Origin of the sequence: Sinorhizobium saheli, assembly GCF_001651875.1 — a bacterium.
In the GTDB taxonomy this organism is placed as follows: Bacteria; Pseudomonadota; Alphaproteobacteria; order Rhizobiales; family Rhizobiaceae; genus Sinorhizobium; species Sinorhizobium saheli.
Genome location: NZ_LNQB01000065.1, coordinates 1 through 18207, shown reverse-complemented (window position 1 = coordinate 18207; position 18207 = coordinate 1). Strand labels below are relative to the sequence as shown.

The 18207-nt window shown below is 64.3% G+C and carries 17 protein-coding genes and 1 riboswitch; of the genes, 11 read left to right on the top strand and 6 right to left on the bottom strand.

Translation table 11 applies throughout. The features are described 5' to 3' along the window. Positions 1 to 67 precede the first annotated feature (67 nt). From ATB98_RS07855 to ATB98_RS07815, 8 genes are all read left to right on the top strand, one after another. Positions 68 to 325 (top strand): hypothetical protein, encoded by a 258-nt coding sequence (locus tag ATB98_RS07855; protein WP_066871551.1) that lies wholly within the window; start codon positions 68 to 70, stop codon positions 323 to 325. A gap of 806 nt (positions 326 to 1131) precedes the next feature. Further along, positions 1132 to 1953 carry an endo-1,3-1,4-beta-glycanase ExoK gene (gene exoK, locus ATB98_RS07845; RefSeq protein ID WP_066871545.1) on the top strand — a complete coding sequence of 274 codons (822 nt, stop codon included), beginning with the start codon at positions 1132 to 1134 and terminating at the stop codon, positions 1951 to 1953. A gap of 82 nt (positions 1954 to 2035) precedes the next feature. Then, a complete protein-coding gene (locus tag ATB98_RS07840; protein WP_066871542.1) occupies positions 2036 to 3244 on the top strand; it encodes a glycosyltransferase family protein in 1209 nt (402 codons plus the stop codon). Beyond that, positions 3241 to 4236: a glycosyltransferase family 2 protein gene (locus ATB98_RS07835; RefSeq protein WP_066871539.1), complete on the top strand. Its 996-nt coding sequence runs from the start codon at positions 3241 to 3243 to the stop codon at positions 4234 to 4236. Before ATB98_RS07840 ends, ATB98_RS07835 begins: the two co-directional genes overlap by 4 nt. Then, on the top strand, positions 4236 to 5162 hold the full coding sequence (locus ATB98_RS07830; protein WP_407695288.1) for a glycosyltransferase family 2 protein: 927 nt from the start codon (positions 4236 to 4238) through the stop codon (positions 5160 to 5162). The genes ATB98_RS07835 and ATB98_RS07830 overlap by 1 nt, the downstream gene beginning before the upstream one ends. Then, positions 5159 to 6181: a glycosyltransferase family 2 protein gene (locus tag ATB98_RS07825; protein WP_066871533.1), complete on the top strand. Its 1023-nt coding sequence runs from the start codon at positions 5159 to 5161 to the stop codon at positions 6179 to 6181. Before ATB98_RS07830 ends, ATB98_RS07825 begins: the two co-directional genes overlap by 4 nt. Positions 6182 to 6186: 5 nt before the next feature. Continuing rightward, positions 6187 to 7092 (top strand): UTP--glucose-1-phosphate uridylyltransferase, encoded by a 906-nt coding sequence (locus tag ATB98_RS07820; RefSeq protein WP_066871530.1) that lies wholly within the window; start codon positions 6187 to 6189, stop codon positions 7090 to 7092. A gap of 54 nt (positions 7093 to 7146) precedes the next feature. Next, positions 7147 to 9513 carry a polysaccharide biosynthesis tyrosine autokinase gene (locus ATB98_RS07815; protein WP_066871527.1) on the top strand — a complete coding sequence of 789 codons (2367 nt, stop codon included), beginning with the start codon at positions 7147 to 7149 and terminating at the stop codon, positions 9511 to 9513. Positions 9514 to 9600: 87 nt separating this feature from the next. On the opposite strand, the gene ATB98_RS07810 is transcribed toward ATB98_RS07815, so the two are convergent. Beyond that, entirely contained in the window at positions 9601 to 9843 is a 243-nt protein-coding gene (locus ATB98_RS07810; RefSeq protein ID WP_066871524.1) for a hypothetical protein, read from the bottom strand. 208 nt (positions 9844 to 10051) lie between these two features. After that, complete coding sequence (gene thiD, locus ATB98_RS07805; RefSeq protein WP_066871521.1) at positions 10052 to 10846, bottom strand: bifunctional hydroxymethylpyrimidine kinase/phosphomethylpyrimidine kinase; 795 nt, start codon at positions 10844 to 10846, stop codon at positions 10052 to 10054. Positions 10847 to 10973: 127 nt separating this feature from the next. Further along, positions 10974 to 11076: riboswitch (TPP riboswitch) on the bottom strand. Positions 11077 to 11306: 230 nt separating this feature from the next. Here thiD and ATB98_RS07800 point away from each other — a divergent pair. Then, a complete protein-coding gene (locus ATB98_RS07800) occupies positions 11307 to 11966 on the top strand; it encodes a peroxiredoxin (protein ID WP_066871518.1) in 660 nt (219 codons plus the stop codon). Between the two features lie 103 nt (positions 11967 to 12069). On the opposite strand, the gene ATB98_RS07795 is transcribed toward ATB98_RS07800, so the two are convergent. From ATB98_RS07795 to ATB98_RS07780, 4 genes are all read right to left on the bottom strand, one after another. Next, positions 12070 to 13077: a serine hydrolase domain-containing protein gene (locus tag ATB98_RS07795; protein WP_066871515.1), complete on the bottom strand. Its 1008-nt coding sequence runs from the start codon at positions 13075 to 13077 to the stop codon at positions 12070 to 12072. Between the two features lie 230 nt (positions 13078 to 13307). Then, positions 13308 to 14585: an L-fuconate dehydratase gene (locus ATB98_RS07790; RefSeq protein ID WP_066871512.1), complete on the bottom strand. Its 1278-nt coding sequence runs from the start codon at positions 14583 to 14585 to the stop codon at positions 13308 to 13310. A gap of 21 nt (positions 14586 to 14606) precedes the next feature. Further along, entirely contained in the window at positions 14607 to 15452 is an 846-nt protein-coding gene (locus ATB98_RS07785) for a fumarylacetoacetate hydrolase family protein (RefSeq protein ID WP_066871509.1), read from the bottom strand. A 21-nt stretch (positions 15453 to 15473) separates the two neighbouring features. Continuing rightward, entirely contained in the window at positions 15474 to 16205 is a 732-nt protein-coding gene (locus tag ATB98_RS07780) for an SDR family oxidoreductase (protein WP_066871506.1), read from the bottom strand. 238 nt (positions 16206 to 16443) lie between these two features. Between ATB98_RS07780 and ATB98_RS07775 the strand changes: the two genes are divergently transcribed. Both ATB98_RS07775 and ATB98_RS07770 read left to right on the top strand, forming a co-directional pair. Beyond that, positions 16444 to 17226 carry an IclR family transcriptional regulator gene (locus ATB98_RS07775; RefSeq protein ID WP_066871503.1) on the top strand — a complete coding sequence of 261 codons (783 nt, stop codon included), beginning with the start codon at positions 16444 to 16446 and terminating at the stop codon, positions 17224 to 17226. Positions 17227 to 17299: 73 nt separating this feature from the next. After that, on the top strand, positions 17300 to 18151 hold the full coding sequence (locus ATB98_RS07770) for an amidohydrolase family protein (protein ID WP_066871500.1): 852 nt from the start codon (positions 17300 to 17302) through the stop codon (positions 18149 to 18151). The last annotated feature ends 56 nt before the right edge of the window (positions 18152 to 18207 follow it).

Genomic DNA, 18207 nt, shown 5'->3' with positions numbered 1-18207 from the left:
TACGTCCGACCGGTATGCGATTGGCAATGTTGGCGGGCGAACCGGCGAAAAGCAGCAACGAGGCCCAATGATAATCGAACTCTGGATCCTGTGCGCCATTGTTACCGCCGTGATCGCCACGGTCAGGGGCGGTCATAGCCTGCGTTGGCTGCTGATCGGTTGCATCCTCGGGCCAATCGGGGTTCTCGCGGCGGTCCTGATGCCGTCGCTGAAATCGAAGGAGCCCGAGGTGGCGGCCCGGCGCCAGAGCGAAGTCGACGAGATGACGAAGCCGCTCCGCGAAAGCGACACCAAGACGATCTCGGCAAAGCCGAACGACCAATAACGACCATGAAGCGCGCCACCTTGAATGGTTTCGCGCGCAAGGGCAGCAAAAGGCCCGCCGGTTGAGGGCGGGCCGGACTGGTTCTGAAAGCAATAAAATATAAGAACCACTTTCGCGCTTTCCCGATGCGTTTTCCAGAGACATTTTAGGGGTAATCGGGGGCGGTGCGGTCGTCCACGCTTCAGCGCCGCGCATCTTAACAAGCTTCCGGTTCTTCCTTGTGACGGGCGTGGTTCGCGCAAGCATGTGTCGCGAATCGCTTGCGCGTTCGGGCACGTTCGACGGCCCAAGCACCGCCCTATCCTTGCCGTATTCTGCGCGCCGGCGATCGCCAAATCGCCATGTCTCGCGCGAAAAAATCGGGTGCGCTGAAAAATTCACGGACCTGACATTCAACTGCGGATTGCCCCAGGATTTTGATGGGGACAACTTTTCCAACATGCGGCGAAACCGGGCTTTTTCGCTGGCGGCGCGGTGCGGCGAAGCGGCGCCGTCTTTCCATGAGTTCGCCGGCCGAATGCACTGCAGCATGGCTTTGGTCATTTTGCTGCTGCTGCTGCCATATTTTTTCTTAGAGGATGCTCTAGCTTATCTCCCGCGGGCCCAAGTCTCTTCGGAAACGGCTGACGTCGCGGCGCTGCCCGATAGGGAGTGACTGAATCGTGAGTATGGACGCGAATGTCTCCTTGCGCATCAAACCGGCTTCGCACCCCGCCCGGCATTCCCGCCGCCGGTCGACACGAATTGCCGTGCAGCGCCCTCGAGGTGCGCAGCCAGGCCGTTCGCCACAGCAAAGGTAACAGACCATGATATCCGATCGCTTCTGGCGCCTTAGCCAACGCGCCCTCTTCACAGCGCTTCCCCTTGCCTGTGCTGCAGCCGCCGCCATGGCGCAGGAGGGAGCCAACGGCAAATCCTTCCTGGACGATTTCGATGAGCTCGACGGCCGTGTCTGGTACGTTTCCGATGGATGGAACAACGGCGCACACCAGAACTGCACCTGGTCAAAGAAGCAGGTGAAGCCCGTCAACGGCATTCTGGAGCTGACCTTCGAGGAGCGGAAGGAAGGCAAGCGCAATTTTGCCTGCGGCGAAATCCAGACACGCAAGCGCTTCGGCTACGGCACCTACGAGGCGCGGATCAGGACGGCCGACGGCTCCGGGCTCAACTCCGCCTTCTTCACCTACATCGGGCCTGCCGACAAGAAGCCGCATGACGAGATCGATTTCGAGGTGCTCGGCAAGAACACCGCGAAGGTACAGATCAACCAGTACGTCTCGGCTAAGGGGGGCAACGAATTTTTGGCCGACGTGCCCGGCGGCGCCAACCAGGGCTTCAACGACTATGCCTTCGTCTGGGAGAAGGACCGGATCCGCTACTACGTCAATGGCGAGATGGTCCACGAGGTCACGGACCCCGCCAAGATTCCGGTGAACGCCCAGAAGATCTTCTTCAGCCTTTGGGGGACGGACACGCTCACCGACTGGATGGGCACCTTCTCCTACAAGGAACCGGCAAAGCTTCAGGTCGACCGCGTCGCGTTTACGGCACTTGGCGACGAGTGCCAGTTCGCCGAGTCGGTCGCCTGCCACCTGGAGCGGGCGGAAGCCGAGCAAATGCGCAATTGAGGCGCATTTAATCCGACTTATTGCAGTGCACAAGAAATCGAACTATGCTCGGCCGGGGCTGGGCAGGGAAACGGATGTTTTCATGCTGCAGATACTCTACTTGGCGCAGGATCTCGCCGATCCTGCGGTGCGACGCAGGACCCTTACGCTCGTTTCGGGTGGCGCGAGCGTAACCTTGGCCGGCTTCCGCCGGGGCGCCAATCCGCTCGCCGCCGTCCACGGCGTCGAGCCGATCGAGCTCGGAACCACGGCTGATGGCCGTTTCGCCCAGCGGCTCGGTGCCGTCGCCGGCGCATGCGTGTCGTTGAAAAACAGGCTTCGCGACGTCCGAAAGCCCGATGTCATCATCGCCCGCAATCTCGAAATGCTGGCGGTCGCGAAAAGGGCCGTGGCGCTCTTCGGCGGCGAGGTTCCGATCGTCTACGAATGCCTGGACATTCACCGGCTCATGTTGCGCAAGGATCTCATCGGCCGTGCCTTGCGGGCGGCTGAAGCCCAGCTCGGCCGGAACGCACGCTGGCTGGTCACCAGTTCGCCCGCCTTCATCGAGCACTATTTCCGTCCCCTCTCCGGCATCGACGCGCCGCCGGTGCTCCTGGAGAACAAGGTGCTCGACATCGACGGCGCGTCGGAAGGCCCGGCGCCGCCGGCCGAACCCCCACTGCCCGGCGCACCGTGGAAGATCGGCTGGTTCGGCGCCTTGCGCTGCCGCAAGTCGCTTGCCCTGCTCGCCGATTTTTCCCGCCGGATGGAGGGCCGCTTCGAGGTCGTCCTGCGCGGCCGGCCCGCCTATTCCGAGTTCGAGGATTTCGACGGTTTCGTGCGCGGTGAACCGTTCATCCGCTTCGAGGGCGCCTATCGCAATCCGGAGGACCTCGCCGGCATTTACGGCGACGTGCATTTCACCTGGGCGATCGACTTCTTCGAGGAGGGCCAGAATTCCGCCTGGCTGCTGCCCAACCGGCTCTATGAAGGCTGCCGGCACGGACGCGTTCCGATCGCCATGAAGGGCACCGAGACGGCACGGTTCCTGTCCGTGCGGGGGATCGGCCTCGTGCTCGAAGAGCCCGACGCCGACAGCCTTGCCACGCTCCTCGGTCCGATGACGCCGGAGAGCTACGCCGAAGCCGCGGGCCGCATCAATCGCTGCAGCGCCGGGACGTGGGTGTTCGACCGTGGCGATTGCGAAGCGCTTGTCCGACGGCTGGCGGCGCTTGCCCATGAAACGCCATGCAGGATCCCGAGTGCGGCGATAACGGAACCCCGTCACAACGAAGGTGGCCTTTTATGAGTTCAGATGCCGTGACGTCCACGTCCAGCCTCATCGTCATACCCTGCCTCAACGAGGCCTCCCATATCGAGGCGCTGGTCGAAAAGCTGCGTCCGTCGCTCGACCCGCTCAACGCCGCGATCGTCATCGCCGATGGCGGCAGCGTCGATGGGACGCGCGAGATCGCCCGGCGCCTTGCCGACGAAGACCCGCGGGTGCTCTTCCTCGACAACCCGAAGCGCATCCAGAGCGCCGCGGTCAATCGCGCCGTCGGCGAGTTGGGCACGGACCATGACTTCCTGATCCGCATCGACGCCCACGGCTCCTATCCGGACGATTATTGCGCGCGGCTCGTCGAGGAAGCGCTCGAGACCGGCGCCGACTCCGTCGTCGTCGCGATGCAGACCATCGGCTTCAGCACCTTCCAGAAGGCGACGGCCGTCGCACAGAACTCCACGCTCGGCAACGGCGGCTCGAAACACCGCAGCGGTGCCGTCGGCCATTGGGTTGAGCATGGCCATCACGCGCTGATGCGGGTGGCGGCCTTCACGGCGGTCGGCGGCTATGACGAGAGCTTCAGCCACAACGAAGACGCGGAACTCGACTACCGCCTCGGAAAGGCCGGCTATCGGATCTGGATGACCGACAAGACGAGCATGGTCTACTATCCGCGGGCCAAGCCCCTTCCCCTCTTCCGGCAATATTTCGGCTACGGCCGCGGCCGCGCAAGGAACATCCTCAAGCACCGTGCCATGCCCGGCCTCCGGCAGATGCTGCCGCTCGCGGTGGCACCCGTCGCCTTCGGGGCGCTGCTTGCCGTCGTCAACTGGATGGCGGTGCTGCCCGTCGGCCTCTGGGCGGCCGCCTGCCTCGGCTATGGCGTCTGGATGGCGCTCGGGCAGCGCAATCCCTACGGCCCGCTCGCCGCGGTCTCCGCCATGGTCATGCATCTCGCCTGGTCCGCCGGCTTCTGGCGCGAACTTCTCGATTTCCGTCGCCGGGTGACCGAATGATGGCCGCGCCGCTCCAGATCGACATCGGCGTCTGCACCTTTCGCCGGCCGGAACTTGCCGACACGCTTCGCTCGCTCGCGGCCATGACGGTGCCCGAACGCGCAACCATCCGTGTCATCGTCGCGGACAACGACGTCCAGCCGAGCGCCAAGCCCCTGGTTGAGGGCCTGCGGGCGGAAATTCCGTTCGACATCCTCTACGTCCATTGCCCGGCCTCGAATATCTCCATCGCGCGCAATTGCTGCCTCGACAACGGCAAGGGCGATTTCCTCGCCTTTATCGACGATGACGAGACCGCTTCGAAGGATTGGTTGATACGGCTCCTGGAAACCGCGCGTGAGACCGGCGCCGACGCCGTTCTCGGTCCCGTCAGGGCGCATTACGCACCTTCGGCGCCCGCGTGGATGCGCAGCGGCGATTTCCATTCGACGCTGCCGGTCTGGGTCAAGGGCGAGATCCGCACCGGTTACACCTGCAATACGCTGCTCAGGCGCCAGGCGCCGTCGCTTTCCGGCTGCCGCTTCAAGCTCGCCCTCGGCAAGAGCGGCGGCGAGGACACGGACTTCTTCACCGGGATGCACCGCGCCGGCGGAACCATCGCCTTTGCGACGGAAGCCTGGGTGCATGAACCGGTGCCGGAGAAGAGAGCCACCCTCGCCTGGCTCGCGAAGCGCCGCTTCCGCTCCGGCCAGACGCACGGCCGACTCCTCGCGGAAAGGGCGAACGGCCTGCGGCGGCCTCTGAACGTCGCCCTTGCCGCGGCAAAAGCCGGCTATTGCGCGCTCGGCGCGGCGCTCTCGTTCCCCTCGACCGTCCGGCGGCACCGCTATGCGCTGCGCGCGCTTCTCCATGCGGGCGTCCTCAGCGGCCTGCTGGGGCACAAGGCGATCGAGCAATACGGCATCCGGGAGGCGACCTCGCCATGAGCGTGCATCCCGACGTCACCTTCGTCATCGCCGCCTACAACGCGGCAGATACGATCATGCGGGCGATCGACAGCGCGCTTTCGCAGCAAGGCGTAGAGGTAGAGGTCATCGTCGTCGACGATTGCTCGACGGACGCCACCCCGGCCCTCGTCACGGCAATGGCCGATCCCCGCGTCCGGCTGATCGCGCTGGAACGGAACCGCGGACCGGGCGGCGCGCGCAATGCCGGGCTGGACGCGGCGCGGGGCACCTGGGTCGCGGTCCTCGATTCGGACGATACGGTGCGGCCGGACCGGCTCAAACGGATGATCGGGCGGGCCAGGACGGCCGCCGCGCAGATCGTCGTCGACAATCTCGACGTCGTTTCGATCGACGGGCGCAGCGTCAGAATGTTTGGCGAGGCGGAACTCGCCCGGCGGCCGCTGCTTACCCTTCCCGCCTTCATCGAGTCGAATGTGCTTTTTCGCTCGGAACACAATTTCGGCTACATGAAGCCGGTCTTCGAGCGGCGCTTCCTCGAAGCGAACGGCCTCCGTTTCGACGAGACGTTGCGCATCGGCGAGGACTATATCCTGCTCGCGTCCGCCCTTGCCTGCGGCGGCCGATGCGCGATCGAGCCTTCTGCCGGCTACATCTATCATATCCGCGACGGCTCCATATCGCGGGTGCTGAGGCTCGACCACATCGACGCGATGATGGCCGCGGACGAGGTGTTCCTGCAGCGCTATCCGCTCGATCCCCCTTCCACGAAGATGCAGCGCCGGCGCGCGCGCGGCTTTCGTCAGGCGCGCTCCTTCCTCGTCCTCGTCGAACAGTTGAAGGAGAAGTCCTTCCTGGGCGCGCTCAGGACCGCGCTCGCCGACCCTGTCGCGCTTCGGCACCTGCGCATGCCGATCGCCGCCCGATTGCGCCGCCTCGCAGCGCCGCCGGCGATTGTCGCACCCCTTCCTTCCGCCGCCGTCACGGTGGCGGCCGAACCGGCCCCGCTGGGCAACGATCCCAATACAAGCAAAGGATAAAACGGATGAATCCTATCAGGACCGTCAGGAAAGCAGTCATTCCGGTTGCCGGAAACGGAACGCGGTTCCTTCCCGCGACGAAGGCCGTGCCCAAGGAGATGCTGACGATCGTCGACCGGCCCGTCGTCCAATATGCGGTGGACGAAGCCCGCCAGGCGGGCATCGAGCACATCGTCTTCGTCACCAGCCGCAACAAGCAGGCGATCGAGGACCATTTCGACGACACGCCAGAGCTCATCTCGTCGCTGTCTCGCTCGGGCAAGAACGCGCAGATCTCCGAACTCGAAGCCATGCTGCCGAAGGCCGGCTCCGTCAGCTTCACGCGCCAGCAGGCCCCGCTCGGGCTCGGCCACGCGGTCTGGTGTGCCCGCGATCTGATCGGCGACGAGCCCTTCGCGCTGCTGCTGCCGGACATGGTCTCCTTCGGCGCGCGCGGCTGCATGGCCGGCCTCATGGATCTCTACCGCGAAGTCGGTGGCAACGTGGTCGCCGTGGAGCAGTGCGCTCCGGAGGAGGCATCGAAATACGGGATCGTCGGCAAGGGCATGAGCGTGCAGCACGGCTTCGCCGTGACCGAGATGGTCGAAAAGCCTGCGGCCGGACAGGCGCCCTCCAATTTTTATCTCAACGGGCGCTACATCCTGCAGCCGGAGATATTCTCGATCCTCGCCCATCAGCCGCGCGGCGCCGGCAACGAGATCCAGTTGACCGACGGCATGCTGGCACTGTCGCAAAGCCAGCCCTTCCATGCCCATCCCTATGAAGGCCGCACCTTCGATTGCGGTTCCAAGCAGGGCTTCATCGAGGCCAATGTCGCCTTTGCCCTGGACCGGGCGGACATCGGCGACATCGTTTTCGAGTCGGTGCGCGAAATCGTCCTGTCGCACGAAAGCCGCATCCGGGCGGCATAAGCGAAGGCCTCCGGCGGTCCGAGAGGACCGCCGCGCCAAGGACCGGAGAACAAAATGAACAGAACGGCCCCCATGAAACAGAGAAGCGCCCCCTTGAGCAGCATCATGCCCCGCGAAGAACAGTCAGACGGTTTCATCGATCTCGATCGGCTGCTGGCTGTCGTCCTCCGCCGGGCGAGGCTCGTGGCGGCCTTCATTGTGCTCTTCATCATGCTGGGGGTCGTCTATCTCCTGTTCGCGACGTCCTATTACACGGCGATGACGCAGGTTCTGCTTGACGAAAACCTGTCGAAATACGCCGAGGAAGAGCCAACGCCGGTGAACAGCCAGTTGCTGGACACGCAGATTGCCAGCGCCGTCGAGATCCTGAAATCCGGCGAGCTTGCGCTGCGCGTCGTCGACAAGCTCAACCTGGCCGAGAACGACACCATCCTCAACCCGCCCCGCTCGCCGGTCGAAGTCGTCAAAGGCTGGGTGAAGACCACCACCGGCCTCTTCTCCGACGGTCCGGAGCTCACCGAAGACCAGGTGCGCAACGGCAAGCGAAAGAAGGCGGCGGCGCTTCTCCAGAGATCGCTGACCGTCGAGCGCGTCGGGCGAAGCTCGGTCGTTGCCCTGACGTTCACCTCGAGCGATCCCGGGCTCGCTGCGACGGTGGCGCAGGGCTATGCCGACGCCTATCTCACCGATCAGCTGAACGCCAATTTCGAAGCCACCGAGCGCGCCTCCGTCTGGCTGCAGGAGCGGCTTACCGATCTGCAGCAGCGATCGCAGGCGGCAGCGCTCGAGGTCGAGCGGTTCAGGAGCGAAAACGGCCTGACCGCCGCTCGAGGCGAACTGATGTCGGAGCAGCAACTGGCCGATCTCAACAGCCAGCTCATCGTCGCCCAGGCCGACACGGCCAGCGCCTCGGCACGCTACGACCAGTTCAAGTCGATCATCGACCAGGGGCCCGAGGGTGCGGTCAACAATGCAACCATCTCCCCCAAGGAAGGCGACAACTCGGTGATCCGCGAGCTGAGGACGCGCTACCTCAACATCAGCAAGCGCGAGCGGGAAATCACGCAGAATTTCGGCGAGGATCACCCTCAGGCGGTATCGCTCCGGGCCGAACAGGCCGATGTCGGCCGGCAGATCTATCAGGAACTGAAGCAGCTGACGGCAAGCTACAAGAACGAATTCGAGGTCGCCCGCTCGCGCGAAGCCTCGCTCCGCAAGAGCATCCAGCATGTCGCCGGCAAGAACTCGGACTCCAGCAAGTCGCTCGTGCGGCTGAGAGAGCTCGAGCAGCAGGCTGCGGCGCTGAAGACGCTCTATGAAACCTATCTCGGCCGCTACGAACAGGCGACGCAGCAGCGTTCCTTCCCGATCGCCAAGGCGCGCGTCATCTCCGAGGCGGGCGTCCCCGTTTCACCGTCGAGCCCGAAGAAGACCCTGACCCTCGCGCTTTCCGCGGTGCTCGGCTTGATGGCCGGCGGCGCCTGCGCGGCCTTCCTCGAATTCCGCGAACGGACCTTCCGCCTCGAGGACGACGTGCGCTCGATCCTCGGCCATCGCTCGCTCGGCTACGTGCCGCTCGTCGGTACGCGAACGAAGAAGAAGGCGGAGCTCGTGCGCGCGCATTTCGGTTCGGAGCGACGGCCGGACAACCCGGCGGACGCCATGCCGCTGCAACGCCTGTCCCGCATCGTCCTCGATGCGCCGCGGTCGACCTTCGCGGAAACCTTCAGGAACGCCAAGCTCGCCTGCGACCAGGTGCTGCCCGGCAACGAATGCCGCGTGATCGCCATCGTCTCGGCGGTGCCGGATGAGGGGAAATCGGTCGTCGCGGCAAATTTCGCCGCCCTTCTGGCGGCAAGCGGCAAACGGACGCTCCTGATCGACGCCGACATCCGCAAGCCCGGCCTCACCCACATGATCACCCCTGCCCCGCGCTCCGGGCTCGTGGAAGCCTTGACCGGCGAGGCGACCTGGCCCGCCGGCATCAAGGTCGACCAGCGCACCAAGCTCGCCATCCTTCCGGCCGGCGGCGGCGCCTCGGATCATCGCCATCAGAGCAACGAGTTGCTTGCCTCGCCGGCCATGGCGAACCTCATGGCCAACGCGCGCAGTTCCTTCGACTATGTCGTGGTCGATCTCGCCGCGCTCGCGCCGGTCGTCGATGCGAAGGCCTTTGCCCCGCTTGCCGACGGCGTCCTCTTCTGTGTCGAATGGGGAAGAACGCCGAGGCGGCTCGTGCGCGACCTGCTCAACTCCGAGCCGCAGATCGACGCGAAGGTCGTCGGCGTCATCCTCAACAAGACCGACATGAACGAACTCGACAAATACAGCGACTTCGGCGGCGCGGAAAAATACCGGCATCGCTACGGCAAGTACTATGTCGAGCATGACGTTCCGGAAAACCGGACGACGGCCGCCTGAACCGGCTACCGGCCAATACCGTCGCGCCACCGGCGCGGCGCAAGGATGGGCAGCAGCACCGGGCCTATCCCGCGCCCGGTCATGACGTCACCGCAAAGGAAGAGCCGCATCGCTCCGGCCGGCCTTCTTGCGGCGATCGACGCCGACGATCCAGGCAGCAATCATCAGCAGAACGACGACTGCAAGCGCAACGAGCGCCAGCGCATAGAAGAGGATGTACTCGGCGAGGCGTGGCAGGATCAGAAGCCGCCGCCATGCGCCCGGCGACCGCCGCCAATCCGGCAGCGCGTCACTGTTGAAAGCCTCCAGTCGACGGATAAAGAAGCGCATATCGCCAAAACCGATCGCCGTTCGTTAGCCAGCAGGTTCATGCTGCGGCGCAACCGTGGCAGGAGCGAGGCATCGCGCCTTTCACAGCGCCGCGCGTCTTATCGGACGTGCTCATTGTAGCAGTTCGTACTATTTCCTGTCTTCGTCCTGAGGTAGAGGGGTGATCTAAGGAGAAGTGGGGACGGCCTGTATCAGGAGCGGCGCGGGCCTACCACCAGCGATGAAAGTGGTGCACCGGCCCCCGCCCCTCTCCCACCGTCAAGTCGTCGGCGGCGGAAATGGCGGCGTGCAGATAGGCCTTGGCATCGCGGACTGCATCGACAAGCGGCTTTCCGAGCGCGAGGCCGGCGGCGATCGCGGCAGAGAGCGTGCAACCGGTGCCGTGGTCGTTCACGGTATTGATGCGCGGCGCGGGAAAGCTCAGAAGGCGGTCGCCGTCGAGGAAGAGGTCGGTCGCATCGCCGTTCTCCAGGTGCCCGCCCTTGACGAGCACCGCCTGTGCACCGCTTTTCATGATCGCTTCCGCCTGGCGAGCCATCTCCCGTTCATCCTCCGCCACCGCGCGCCCGGTCATGAGCGCGGCTTCGGCGAGGTTGGGTGTTGCGATCACGGAAAGCGGCAACAATTCGTCCATCAGCGCGGCGACGGCATCCGGCCGAAGCAGGCGGTCGCCGGAGGTCGCGACCATCACCGGATCGACGACGGCCCGCTTGCCGAACCGGCGCAGCCCCTCGGCAATGACGCTGATCGTCTCCCGGCGGGACACCATGCCGATCTTGACCGCGCCCACCTCGAGGTCGGAAAAGACCGCATCGATCTGTGCCGCGACGACCTGCGGGGAAACGTCCTCGACTGCGGTGACGCCCCTCGTGTTCTGGGCGGTGATCGCGGTAATGACGCTCGCGCCATAGACGCCGAGTGCCGAAAAGGTCTTGAGGTCCGCCTGGATGCCGGCGCCGCCGCCGGAGTCCGATCCGGCGATGGTGAGAGCGATCGCCGTCATGCCCGCTCCTGCGGTGCTCGATCGCAGCGGACGTTGACAGCAGGCAACAAGAGAAGGCACATCATCTATCTCCCGGCGGGGCGTGGAGATCCAGGCAATGACGACGAAGTGGCTGGCCGGCCGCGGAGCGCGACCTTCTTTCCGTTCCTACGCCGGCATGATCCGGATCAGGTTCAAGGGTCCGGCTCACCGCCGTCTCAGCACCGTTTGGTGCTCCCCTCGGAATGTGGAACACATCTATGGAACGGCAGTGCGGGGATGTCAACGCGCGGACCCGCCCGCCCCATCGACTCGCCTGGAGATTGCAGCCTCGCGCCCTGTTGAGGATGTTTTTCTCGCAATTCGATATGCGGCGAAGCGGCTATTCCCTTTACCGCTAAGGACTGCGCGTTTCCTCCTCGAAAACCGCTGCGATTAGGCTATTCTTAGCAAAATTTGACCGACCAGAAAGGAGCAAACCATGGGCCTCCGCATCAACGATACCGCCCCGGATTTCACCGCCGAGACAACGCAGGGAACGATCAACTTCCATGACTGGATCGGCAACGGCTGGGCCGTGCTCTTCTCCCATCCAAAGAACTTCACGCCCGTCTGCACCACCGAGCTCGGTGCGATGGCCGGGATCGAGGGCGAGTTCCGCAAACGCGGCGTCAAGATCATCGGCATCTCGGTCGATCCGGTCGAAAGCCATGCCAAGTGGAAGAACGACATCAAGGTCGCGACCGGCTTCGATGTGGAATATCCGCTGATCGGCGACCGCGATCTGAAGGTCGCCAAGCTCTACGACATGCTGCCCGCCGGCGCCGGCGACAGCTCCGAGGGCCGGACACCGGCCGACAACGCCACGGTCCGTTCGGTCTACGTCATAGGACCCGACAAGAAGATCAAGCTGATCCTCACCTATCCGATGACCACCGGCCGCAACTTCAACGAAATCCTGCGCGCCATCGACTCGATCCAGCTCACCGCCAAGCATCAGGTGGCGACGCCGGCGAACTGGCAGCAGGGCGAGGACGTCATCATCACCGCCGCCGTTTCGAACGAGGATGCGATCCAGCGCTTCGGTTCGTTCGACACCGTTCTTCCCTATCTGAGGAAGACCAAACAGCCGACAGCATGAGCCTTGCCGCTCATATGACGCCGCTTGCGAAATAGAAGAATTTGCCAAGGGCAACGCGAAGAGGCCCATCGCCTTCGCGTTGCCGCAATATCGCGGGAAGCCGTCAGTCCGCCGCGGTCGCCTCGATGATCTCCGCCAGCACGGCGTGGAGCGCGTCCCGGTATCCGTTGCGCGCCGAAGGCCCGCTTTCGTCCGAGGTCATCACGACCGTCAATTGCCGCGACGGCACGATATAGAGCATCTGGCCGCCATAGCCCCAGGCATAGTGGACATCCTCGCCGCCGATCCGGCGCGTGAACCAGCCGTAGCCATAGCCGTCACCGGTAAAGCGGGAGGCGGTGCGCACCTGAAAGGAAAGGTCGACCCAATCGGCCGGGACGACCTGCCGGCCGTCGGCCGTGCGGCCGCGGTTGCGGTAAAGCTCGCCGAAGGCCAGCAGCGAGCGAGCGCTCATCGCCATCTGGTTGCCGCCGAGATAGATGCCCTGCGGATCACGCTCCCAGGCATCGATCCGAAATCCGTCGACCGGGCCGAGCCAGTCGCGCGCGAGGGCCAGCGTCGACTTGCCGCCGACCTTCGTCAGGATCGCCGAAAGCAGATGTGTGGATGCGGTGGAATAGAGCATTCGCCCGCCCGGCTCGTCATCGAAGGGCTGCGCCAGCGCGAAGCGGACCCAGTTGCTGCTCGAAACCCAGCGGCCGTAGTTCGGGCCCGACATCCGGCCCAATCCGGCCTGCATCGAGAGCAGGTGGCCGATGGTGATGTCGTTGATGCGCGGATCGGCCGGGGAAGGGAGATCCTTCTTCAGAATGGGAGCGATCTTCTGCTCCGGACCTTCGAGCAGGCCCTTGCCGATCGCCACGCCGACGAGCGCGGAAACGATCGCTTTCGATGCCGATTTGATATTGGTCGATTCCGATGGCGTGTGTCCGCGATAGCCCTGTTCGGCAATCGTTTCGCCGTCACGGGCGACGACGACGGTTTTCAGCGGCTTCAGCTCGGCTCGTTCGGCGAGGTCGTTCAGCAGGGCAGTGACGGAGGACGGCTCCTGCGCGGCAGCGGGCGACAGGAACGCGAGGACCGAGAGGATAACGAAGATCAGCCTGGTCATGCATTCGACCTAGGGCAAGGGGGCGGCCGAGTCATCATGCGCGTGCGGGGCTCACAGCGATGTGACTTTTGGGAGCCGGTTGGTCACAAGCGTGGGAGCGGGCGCTCCATGAATGCCCCTCATCCCGCTGCCGCGACCTTCTCCCGGTTTGACGGGGAGAAGGGACTCGCGGCACGTCCTTAAGCCCTCTCCCCGGCTTAACCCGAGGAGAGGGGCAATTTTGACTGAGCTCAACCATTGAAAGTATAGTCAGCGATCGACTGCGCCTTCATCTCGATCGAGAAGCCCGGGCGCTCGGGCGGCATGTAGGCGGCGTTGCGGATGACGCAGGGGTCGACGAAATGCTCGTGCAGATGATCGACATATTCGATGACGCGGCCGTCCTTGGTGCCCGACACGGCGACATAGTCGATCATCGACAGGTGCTGCACATATTCGCAGAGGCCGACGCCGCCGGCGTGCGGCCAGACCGGCACGCCGTATTTGGCGGCGATCAGCAGCACGGCCAGCACCTCGTTCAGCCCGCCCATGCGGCAGGAGTCGATCTGAGCGATATCGATCGCGCCCTCGGCGATGAACTGCTTGAACATGATGCGGTTCTGGCACATCTCGCCGGTCGCGACCTTGACCGGGCAAATTGCCGCCCGGATCTTGCGATGGCCCGCGACGTCGTCCGGGCTCGTCGGCTCCTCGATGAAAAAGGGCTTGGCGGCGCTCAGCTTCCTCACCCATTCGATCGCCTGGTCGACCTCCCAGACCTGGTTGGCATCGATCATCAGGTAACGGTCGGGGCCGATCACCTCGCGGGCGATCGTCAGCCGGCGGATGTCGTCGGCGAGATCGCGGCCAACCTTCATCTTGATGTGGTTGAAGCCCGCGTCCACCGCTTCCTGCGCCAGACGCCGCAGCTTGTCGTCGTCATAGCCGAGCCAGCCGGCGGAGGTGGTGTAGCAGGGGTATCCTTCCCGCTCGAGGATGGATATCCGCTCGGCCTTGCCGGGTTCGGCGCGCCGCAGTATCTCGACCGCCTCGTCGCGGCTGAGCGCGTCGGTGATGTAGCGGTAGTCGACGATGTCGGCGATTTCTTCCGCCGACATGTCGCTGACGAGACGCCAGACCGGCTTGCCGGCTTCCTTGGCGAGAAGGTCCCATACGGCATTGACGATGGCGCCGGTCGCCAGATGGATCGCCCCCTTCTCGGGGCCGATCCAGCGCAACTGGCTGTCGCTCGTCAGGTGCCGCCAGAAGCGGCCCGGGTGTTCGAGGATTTGGCCGATCTCCTGGCCGACGACCAGGTGTCGCATCGCCTCGATCGCCATGCAGCAGATGTCGTTGCCGCGGCCGATGGTGAAGGTTAGACCATGACCCGCCAGCCCCGGCCGGTCGGTGTCGAGAATGACATAGGCGGCCGAGTAGTCCGGATCCGGATTCATGGCGTCCGAACCGTCTAGGCTCGCCGAGGTCGGGAAGCGCAGGTCGAAGACGCGAAGATCGGTGATGCGGGTCATGGTTGCTCCGCTCATACGGGTTCAGGCATCGGCGCGGACGCGCTGTTTCTGATTGCCGAGGCCCTCGATGCCGAGTTCGACGACGTCGCCGGCCTTCAGGTAGCGCGGCGGCTTCATGCCCATGCCGACGCCCGGCGGCGTTCCGGTCGAGATGATATCACCGGGCCTCAGCGACATGAACTGCGAGAGGTAGGAGACGAGATAGGCAACACCATAGACCATCGTCCGGGTCGACCCGTCCTGCATCGTCTCGCCATTGACCTTGAGCCACATTGCCAGGTTATGCGGGTCCGCCACCTCGTCCTTGGTGACGAGCCAGGGGCCCGTCGGGCCGAAGGTGTCGCAGGATTTGCCCTTCGTCCATTGGCCGTGGCGCTCGATCTGGAAAGCGCGTTCGGAGACGTCGTGGATCGTGCAATAGCCCGCGACGTAATCGAGCGCCTCCGCCTCGCTCACATATTTCGCCGTCCGCCCGATGACGACGCCAAGCTCCACCTCCCAGTCGGTCTTTTGCGAGCCGCGCGGCAGGACGAGGTCGTCGTTCGGGCCGGTGATGGCCGAGGTCGCCTTCATGAAGATGATCGGCTCCGGCGGCACGGTCGCGCCGGTCTCGGCGGCGTGGTCGGAATAGTTGAGGCCGATGCAGATGAACTTGCCCGTCCCCGCCACGCAGGGGCCGAGCCGAGGATTGCCGTCGACCACCGGCAAGGTCTCGACATCCAATCCGCCGAGCTTGGTGAGCCGCTCGGGGTCGAGGGCGTCCCCGGCCAGATCCGTCACGTGCCCGGAAAGATCACGGAGCACACCCTTGGAATCGATAAGACCCGGCTTTTCGCGGCCCGGCTCGCCATAACGAAGAAATTTCATGCCTGTTTTCCTTGTGAAATGTCAGATGGTCCAGCCGCCGTCGATGGCATAGGCCTGTCCGGAGGTGTAGGTCGCGCCGGCGAGATAGACGGCAAGCTCGGCGATCTCCTCTGGCGTGCCGAGGCGCCCCATCGGTTGACGGGCGATGAAGGCGGCGCGGGCGTTTTCGTAGTCGCCCTGCGCGCGCATTCGGCTTTCGAGCGACGGGCTTTCAACCGTGCCCGGGCAGATGGCGTTGCAGCGGATGCCCTCTCCGACATAATCCGCGGCGATCGACTTCGTCAGGCCGATGACGGCCGCTTTCGTCACGCCGTAGGCAAAGCGGTTCGGCACGCCCTTGATGCTGGAGGCGACCGAGGCCATGTTGATGATCGCCCCGTCCTTCTGCGCGAGCATGCCGGGGAGCACCGCCCGGATGGTCCGGATCATCGACTTGACGTTGAGGTCGAAGGCGAACTCGAGATCCTCGTCCTTCATCGTCAGCACCGAGCCGGAATGCACGAAGCCGGCGCAATTGAAGAGCACGTCGACGGCGCCGATGTCCGCCACCAGCGCCTCGACCGCTCGGGTGTCGCGAACGTCGAGGCGATGGGTCCTGATGCCCTCGCCCTCCAGCGACCCAAGCGCCTCCATGTTGATGTCGGTCGCGTGGACCGTGGCGCCTTCCCTTGCGAAGGCGAGTGCGGTTGCACGTCCTATCCCCTGCGCAGCGGCGGTGACGAGGACGACCTTTCCGGCAAGGTTCGCTGTCATTGCATGGTTCCCTGTGATTTGCGTTCGACGACCAAGATCGGATCAGCCGCCGGGTCGGCAGCATCGACCGCGGGTGCCGCAAAGGCAAGCAGCCTGTTCATTCAAGTCTCCTTCCGCTGAATTAGCTTCTCATTGGTGAGAAAATCATTCATATACAAACAGCAAATTCACAGGAGATCAATGGCACTTCCTTCGGGTGAGTGCACATTCTGCCCAACTTCATCGGGAAAAATGCGAAATGGACAGCGACGAGCCCGACAGATATCGCGCTCCGGCCCTCGACAAGGGCCTCGACATTCTGGAGCTCCTGGCCGGCGTCGACGGCGGACTGACGCAGGCCGAGATCTCCAAAAGACTGAACCGCAGCCCCAACGAGTTCTACCGCATGCTCGACCGGCTCGTGCGCCGCGGCTACGTGACGAGAAGCGACGGCGATCTCTATTCGCTGACGCTGAAGCTCTTCGGGCTCGCGCACCTGCATGCGCCGGTGCGCCGGCTCGTCTCCTTCGCGACGCCGCTGATGCGCGATCTCGCCCAGCGATCGAAGCAGGCCAATCACCTTGCCGTGTTCGATCGCGGATCGGCCGTCGTCATCGCGCAGCAGGAAGCGCCGGACTACTGGGGCATATCGATCCGTGTCGGCTCGCATATCAGCTTGTTCGATACGGGCTCGGGCCATGTGCTCCTGGCATTCCGATCGTCGGAGGAGCGGGATATGATGATTTCCGAGCATGTGCGCAGCCGGGAGGAGATCGAGCTTGCGCCGGAATTCTTCGTCCGCCTCGATGAAACCCGCGAGCGTGGCTATGTGAAGATGGCAAGCGCCCAGACCGCCGGCGTCTACAACCTCTCCGCCCCGATCCTTGGACCGGACGGACGCAGCATCGCGGCGCTGACGTGCCCCTATATCCCGCTGGTCAATGCCTCTTCCGCCCCCGACATTGCCGAGACCATCTCGCTGCTGCTCAAGACCGCGGCGCAACTTTCGGCGCTTGCGGGAGCGGATGTTGCGCAAGGATGATCGCGGCACCTGTGGCGCCGCGCGCGCAAACGGAATTTGAACGACCTGTTCTTGTCTCGAAGGAGGGGCAGCCTTGATAATCGACACGCATCTGCATCTGATCAACAAGTCCGCGCTGAGCTATCCCTGGCTCGCGGGCGTTCCGGCACTTGATCGCGATTTCCTCTATGCGACCTATGCGGAGGAGGCGAAGCGCGTCGGCATTGCCGGCTCGCTGCACATGGAGGTGGACGTCGACCCCGTCCAGATGGAGTGCGAAACGGACGAGGTCTTGCGCCTCGCGGGCGAACCGCAGAGCCTCCTCCAGGGTGCGATCGCTGCCTGCCGGCCGGAGGACCAGGGCTTTGCCGCCTATCTCGAGCGGCAATGGCACAATCCGTTCGTCAAGGGATTCCGGCGCGTGCTGCACGTGGTCCAGGACGATCTTTCGGAGAGCGCCCTCTTCCGCGAGAACCTGAAGCGGCTTTCGGGCAGCCGCTTCACCTTCGATCTCTGCGTGCTGCCGCGCCAGATCCCCACGGCCATCGAACTTGTCGATCTGTTGCCCGACGTCCGCTTCGTTCTCGACCATTGCGGCGTCCCGGACGTCCGCGGGCGCGGCGAGCAGCCGTGGCGGGAGCGCGTGTCGGAGATCGCCCGCCGGCCGAACGTCGTCGCCAAGATCTCCGGCGTCATCGCCTATGCCGAGGAAGACTGGACGCTCGCCTCGATCCGACCTTATGTCGAGCACACGATTGCCGCCTACGGCTGGGATCGGGTCGTCTGGGGCAGCGATTGGCCGGTCTGCACGCTCGGCGGCAGCCTGTCGACCTGGGTGGCGGCGACCCACGCGCTGCTTGAGGGCTGCAGCAACGACGAGCGCGAAAAACTCCTGTCGGCAAATGCGCGGCGGATCTGGAAACTAGGCTCAGGACCTATTGATTAACAGGCTTCCGCTTTCGGTCGGATTCTGATTCAACATGGCAGGAGGTGCTGCCATGA

Bases quoted from the DNA above. Each gene is read 5' to 3' on its own strand.
- ATB98_RS07855 (WP_066871551.1), top strand. From the start codon at position 68: ATGATAATCGAACTCTGGATCCTGTGCGCCATTGTTACCGCCGTGATC.
- exoK (WP_066871545.1), top strand. From the start codon at position 1,132: ATGATATCCGATCGCTTCTGGCGCCTTAGCCAACGCGCCCTCTTCACA.
- ATB98_RS07840 (WP_066871542.1), top strand. From the start codon at position 2,036: ATGCTGCAGATACTCTACTTGGCGCAGGATCTCGCCGATCCTGCGGTG.
- ATB98_RS07835 (WP_066871539.1), top strand. From the start codon at position 3,241: ATGAGTTCAGATGCCGTGACGTCCACGTCCAGCCTCATCGTCATACCC.
- ATB98_RS07830 (WP_407695288.1), top strand. From the start codon at position 4,236: ATGGCCGCGCCGCTCCAGATCGACATCGGCGTCTGCACCTTTCGCCGG.
- ATB98_RS07825 (WP_066871533.1), top strand. From the start codon at position 5,159: ATGAGCGTGCATCCCGACGTCACCTTCGTCATCGCCGCCTACAACGCG.
- ATB98_RS07820 (WP_066871530.1), top strand. From the start codon at position 6,187: ATGAATCCTATCAGGACCGTCAGGAAAGCAGTCATTCCGGTTGCCGGA.
- ATB98_RS07815 (WP_066871527.1), top strand. From the start codon at position 7,147: ATGAACAGAACGGCCCCCATGAAACAGAGAAGCGCCCCCTTGAGCAGC.
- ATB98_RS07810 (WP_066871524.1), bottom strand. From the start codon at position 9,843: ATGCGCTTCTTTATCCGTCGACTGGAGGCTTTCAACAGTGACGCGCTG.
- thiD (WP_066871521.1), bottom strand. From the start codon at position 10,846: ATGACGGCGATCGCTCTCACCATCGCCGGATCGGACTCCGGCGGCGGC.
- ATB98_RS07800 (WP_066871518.1), top strand. From the start codon at position 11,307: ATGGGCCTCCGCATCAACGATACCGCCCCGGATTTCACCGCCGAGACA.
- ATB98_RS07795 (WP_066871515.1), bottom strand. From the start codon at position 13,077: ATGACCAGGCTGATCTTCGTTATCCTCTCGGTCCTCGCGTTCCTGTCG.
- ATB98_RS07790 (WP_066871512.1), bottom strand. From the start codon at position 14,585: ATGACCCGCATCACCGATCTTCGCGTCTTCGACCTGCGCTTCCCGACC.
- ATB98_RS07785 (WP_066871509.1), bottom strand. From the start codon at position 15,452: ATGAAATTTCTTCGTTATGGCGAGCCGGGCCGCGAAAAGCCGGGTCTT.
- ATB98_RS07780 (WP_066871506.1), bottom strand. From the start codon at position 16,205: ATGACAGCGAACCTTGCCGGAAAGGTCGTCCTCGTCACCGCCGCTGCG.
- ATB98_RS07775 (WP_066871503.1), top strand. From the start codon at position 16,444: ATGGACAGCGACGAGCCCGACAGATATCGCGCTCCGGCCCTCGACAAG.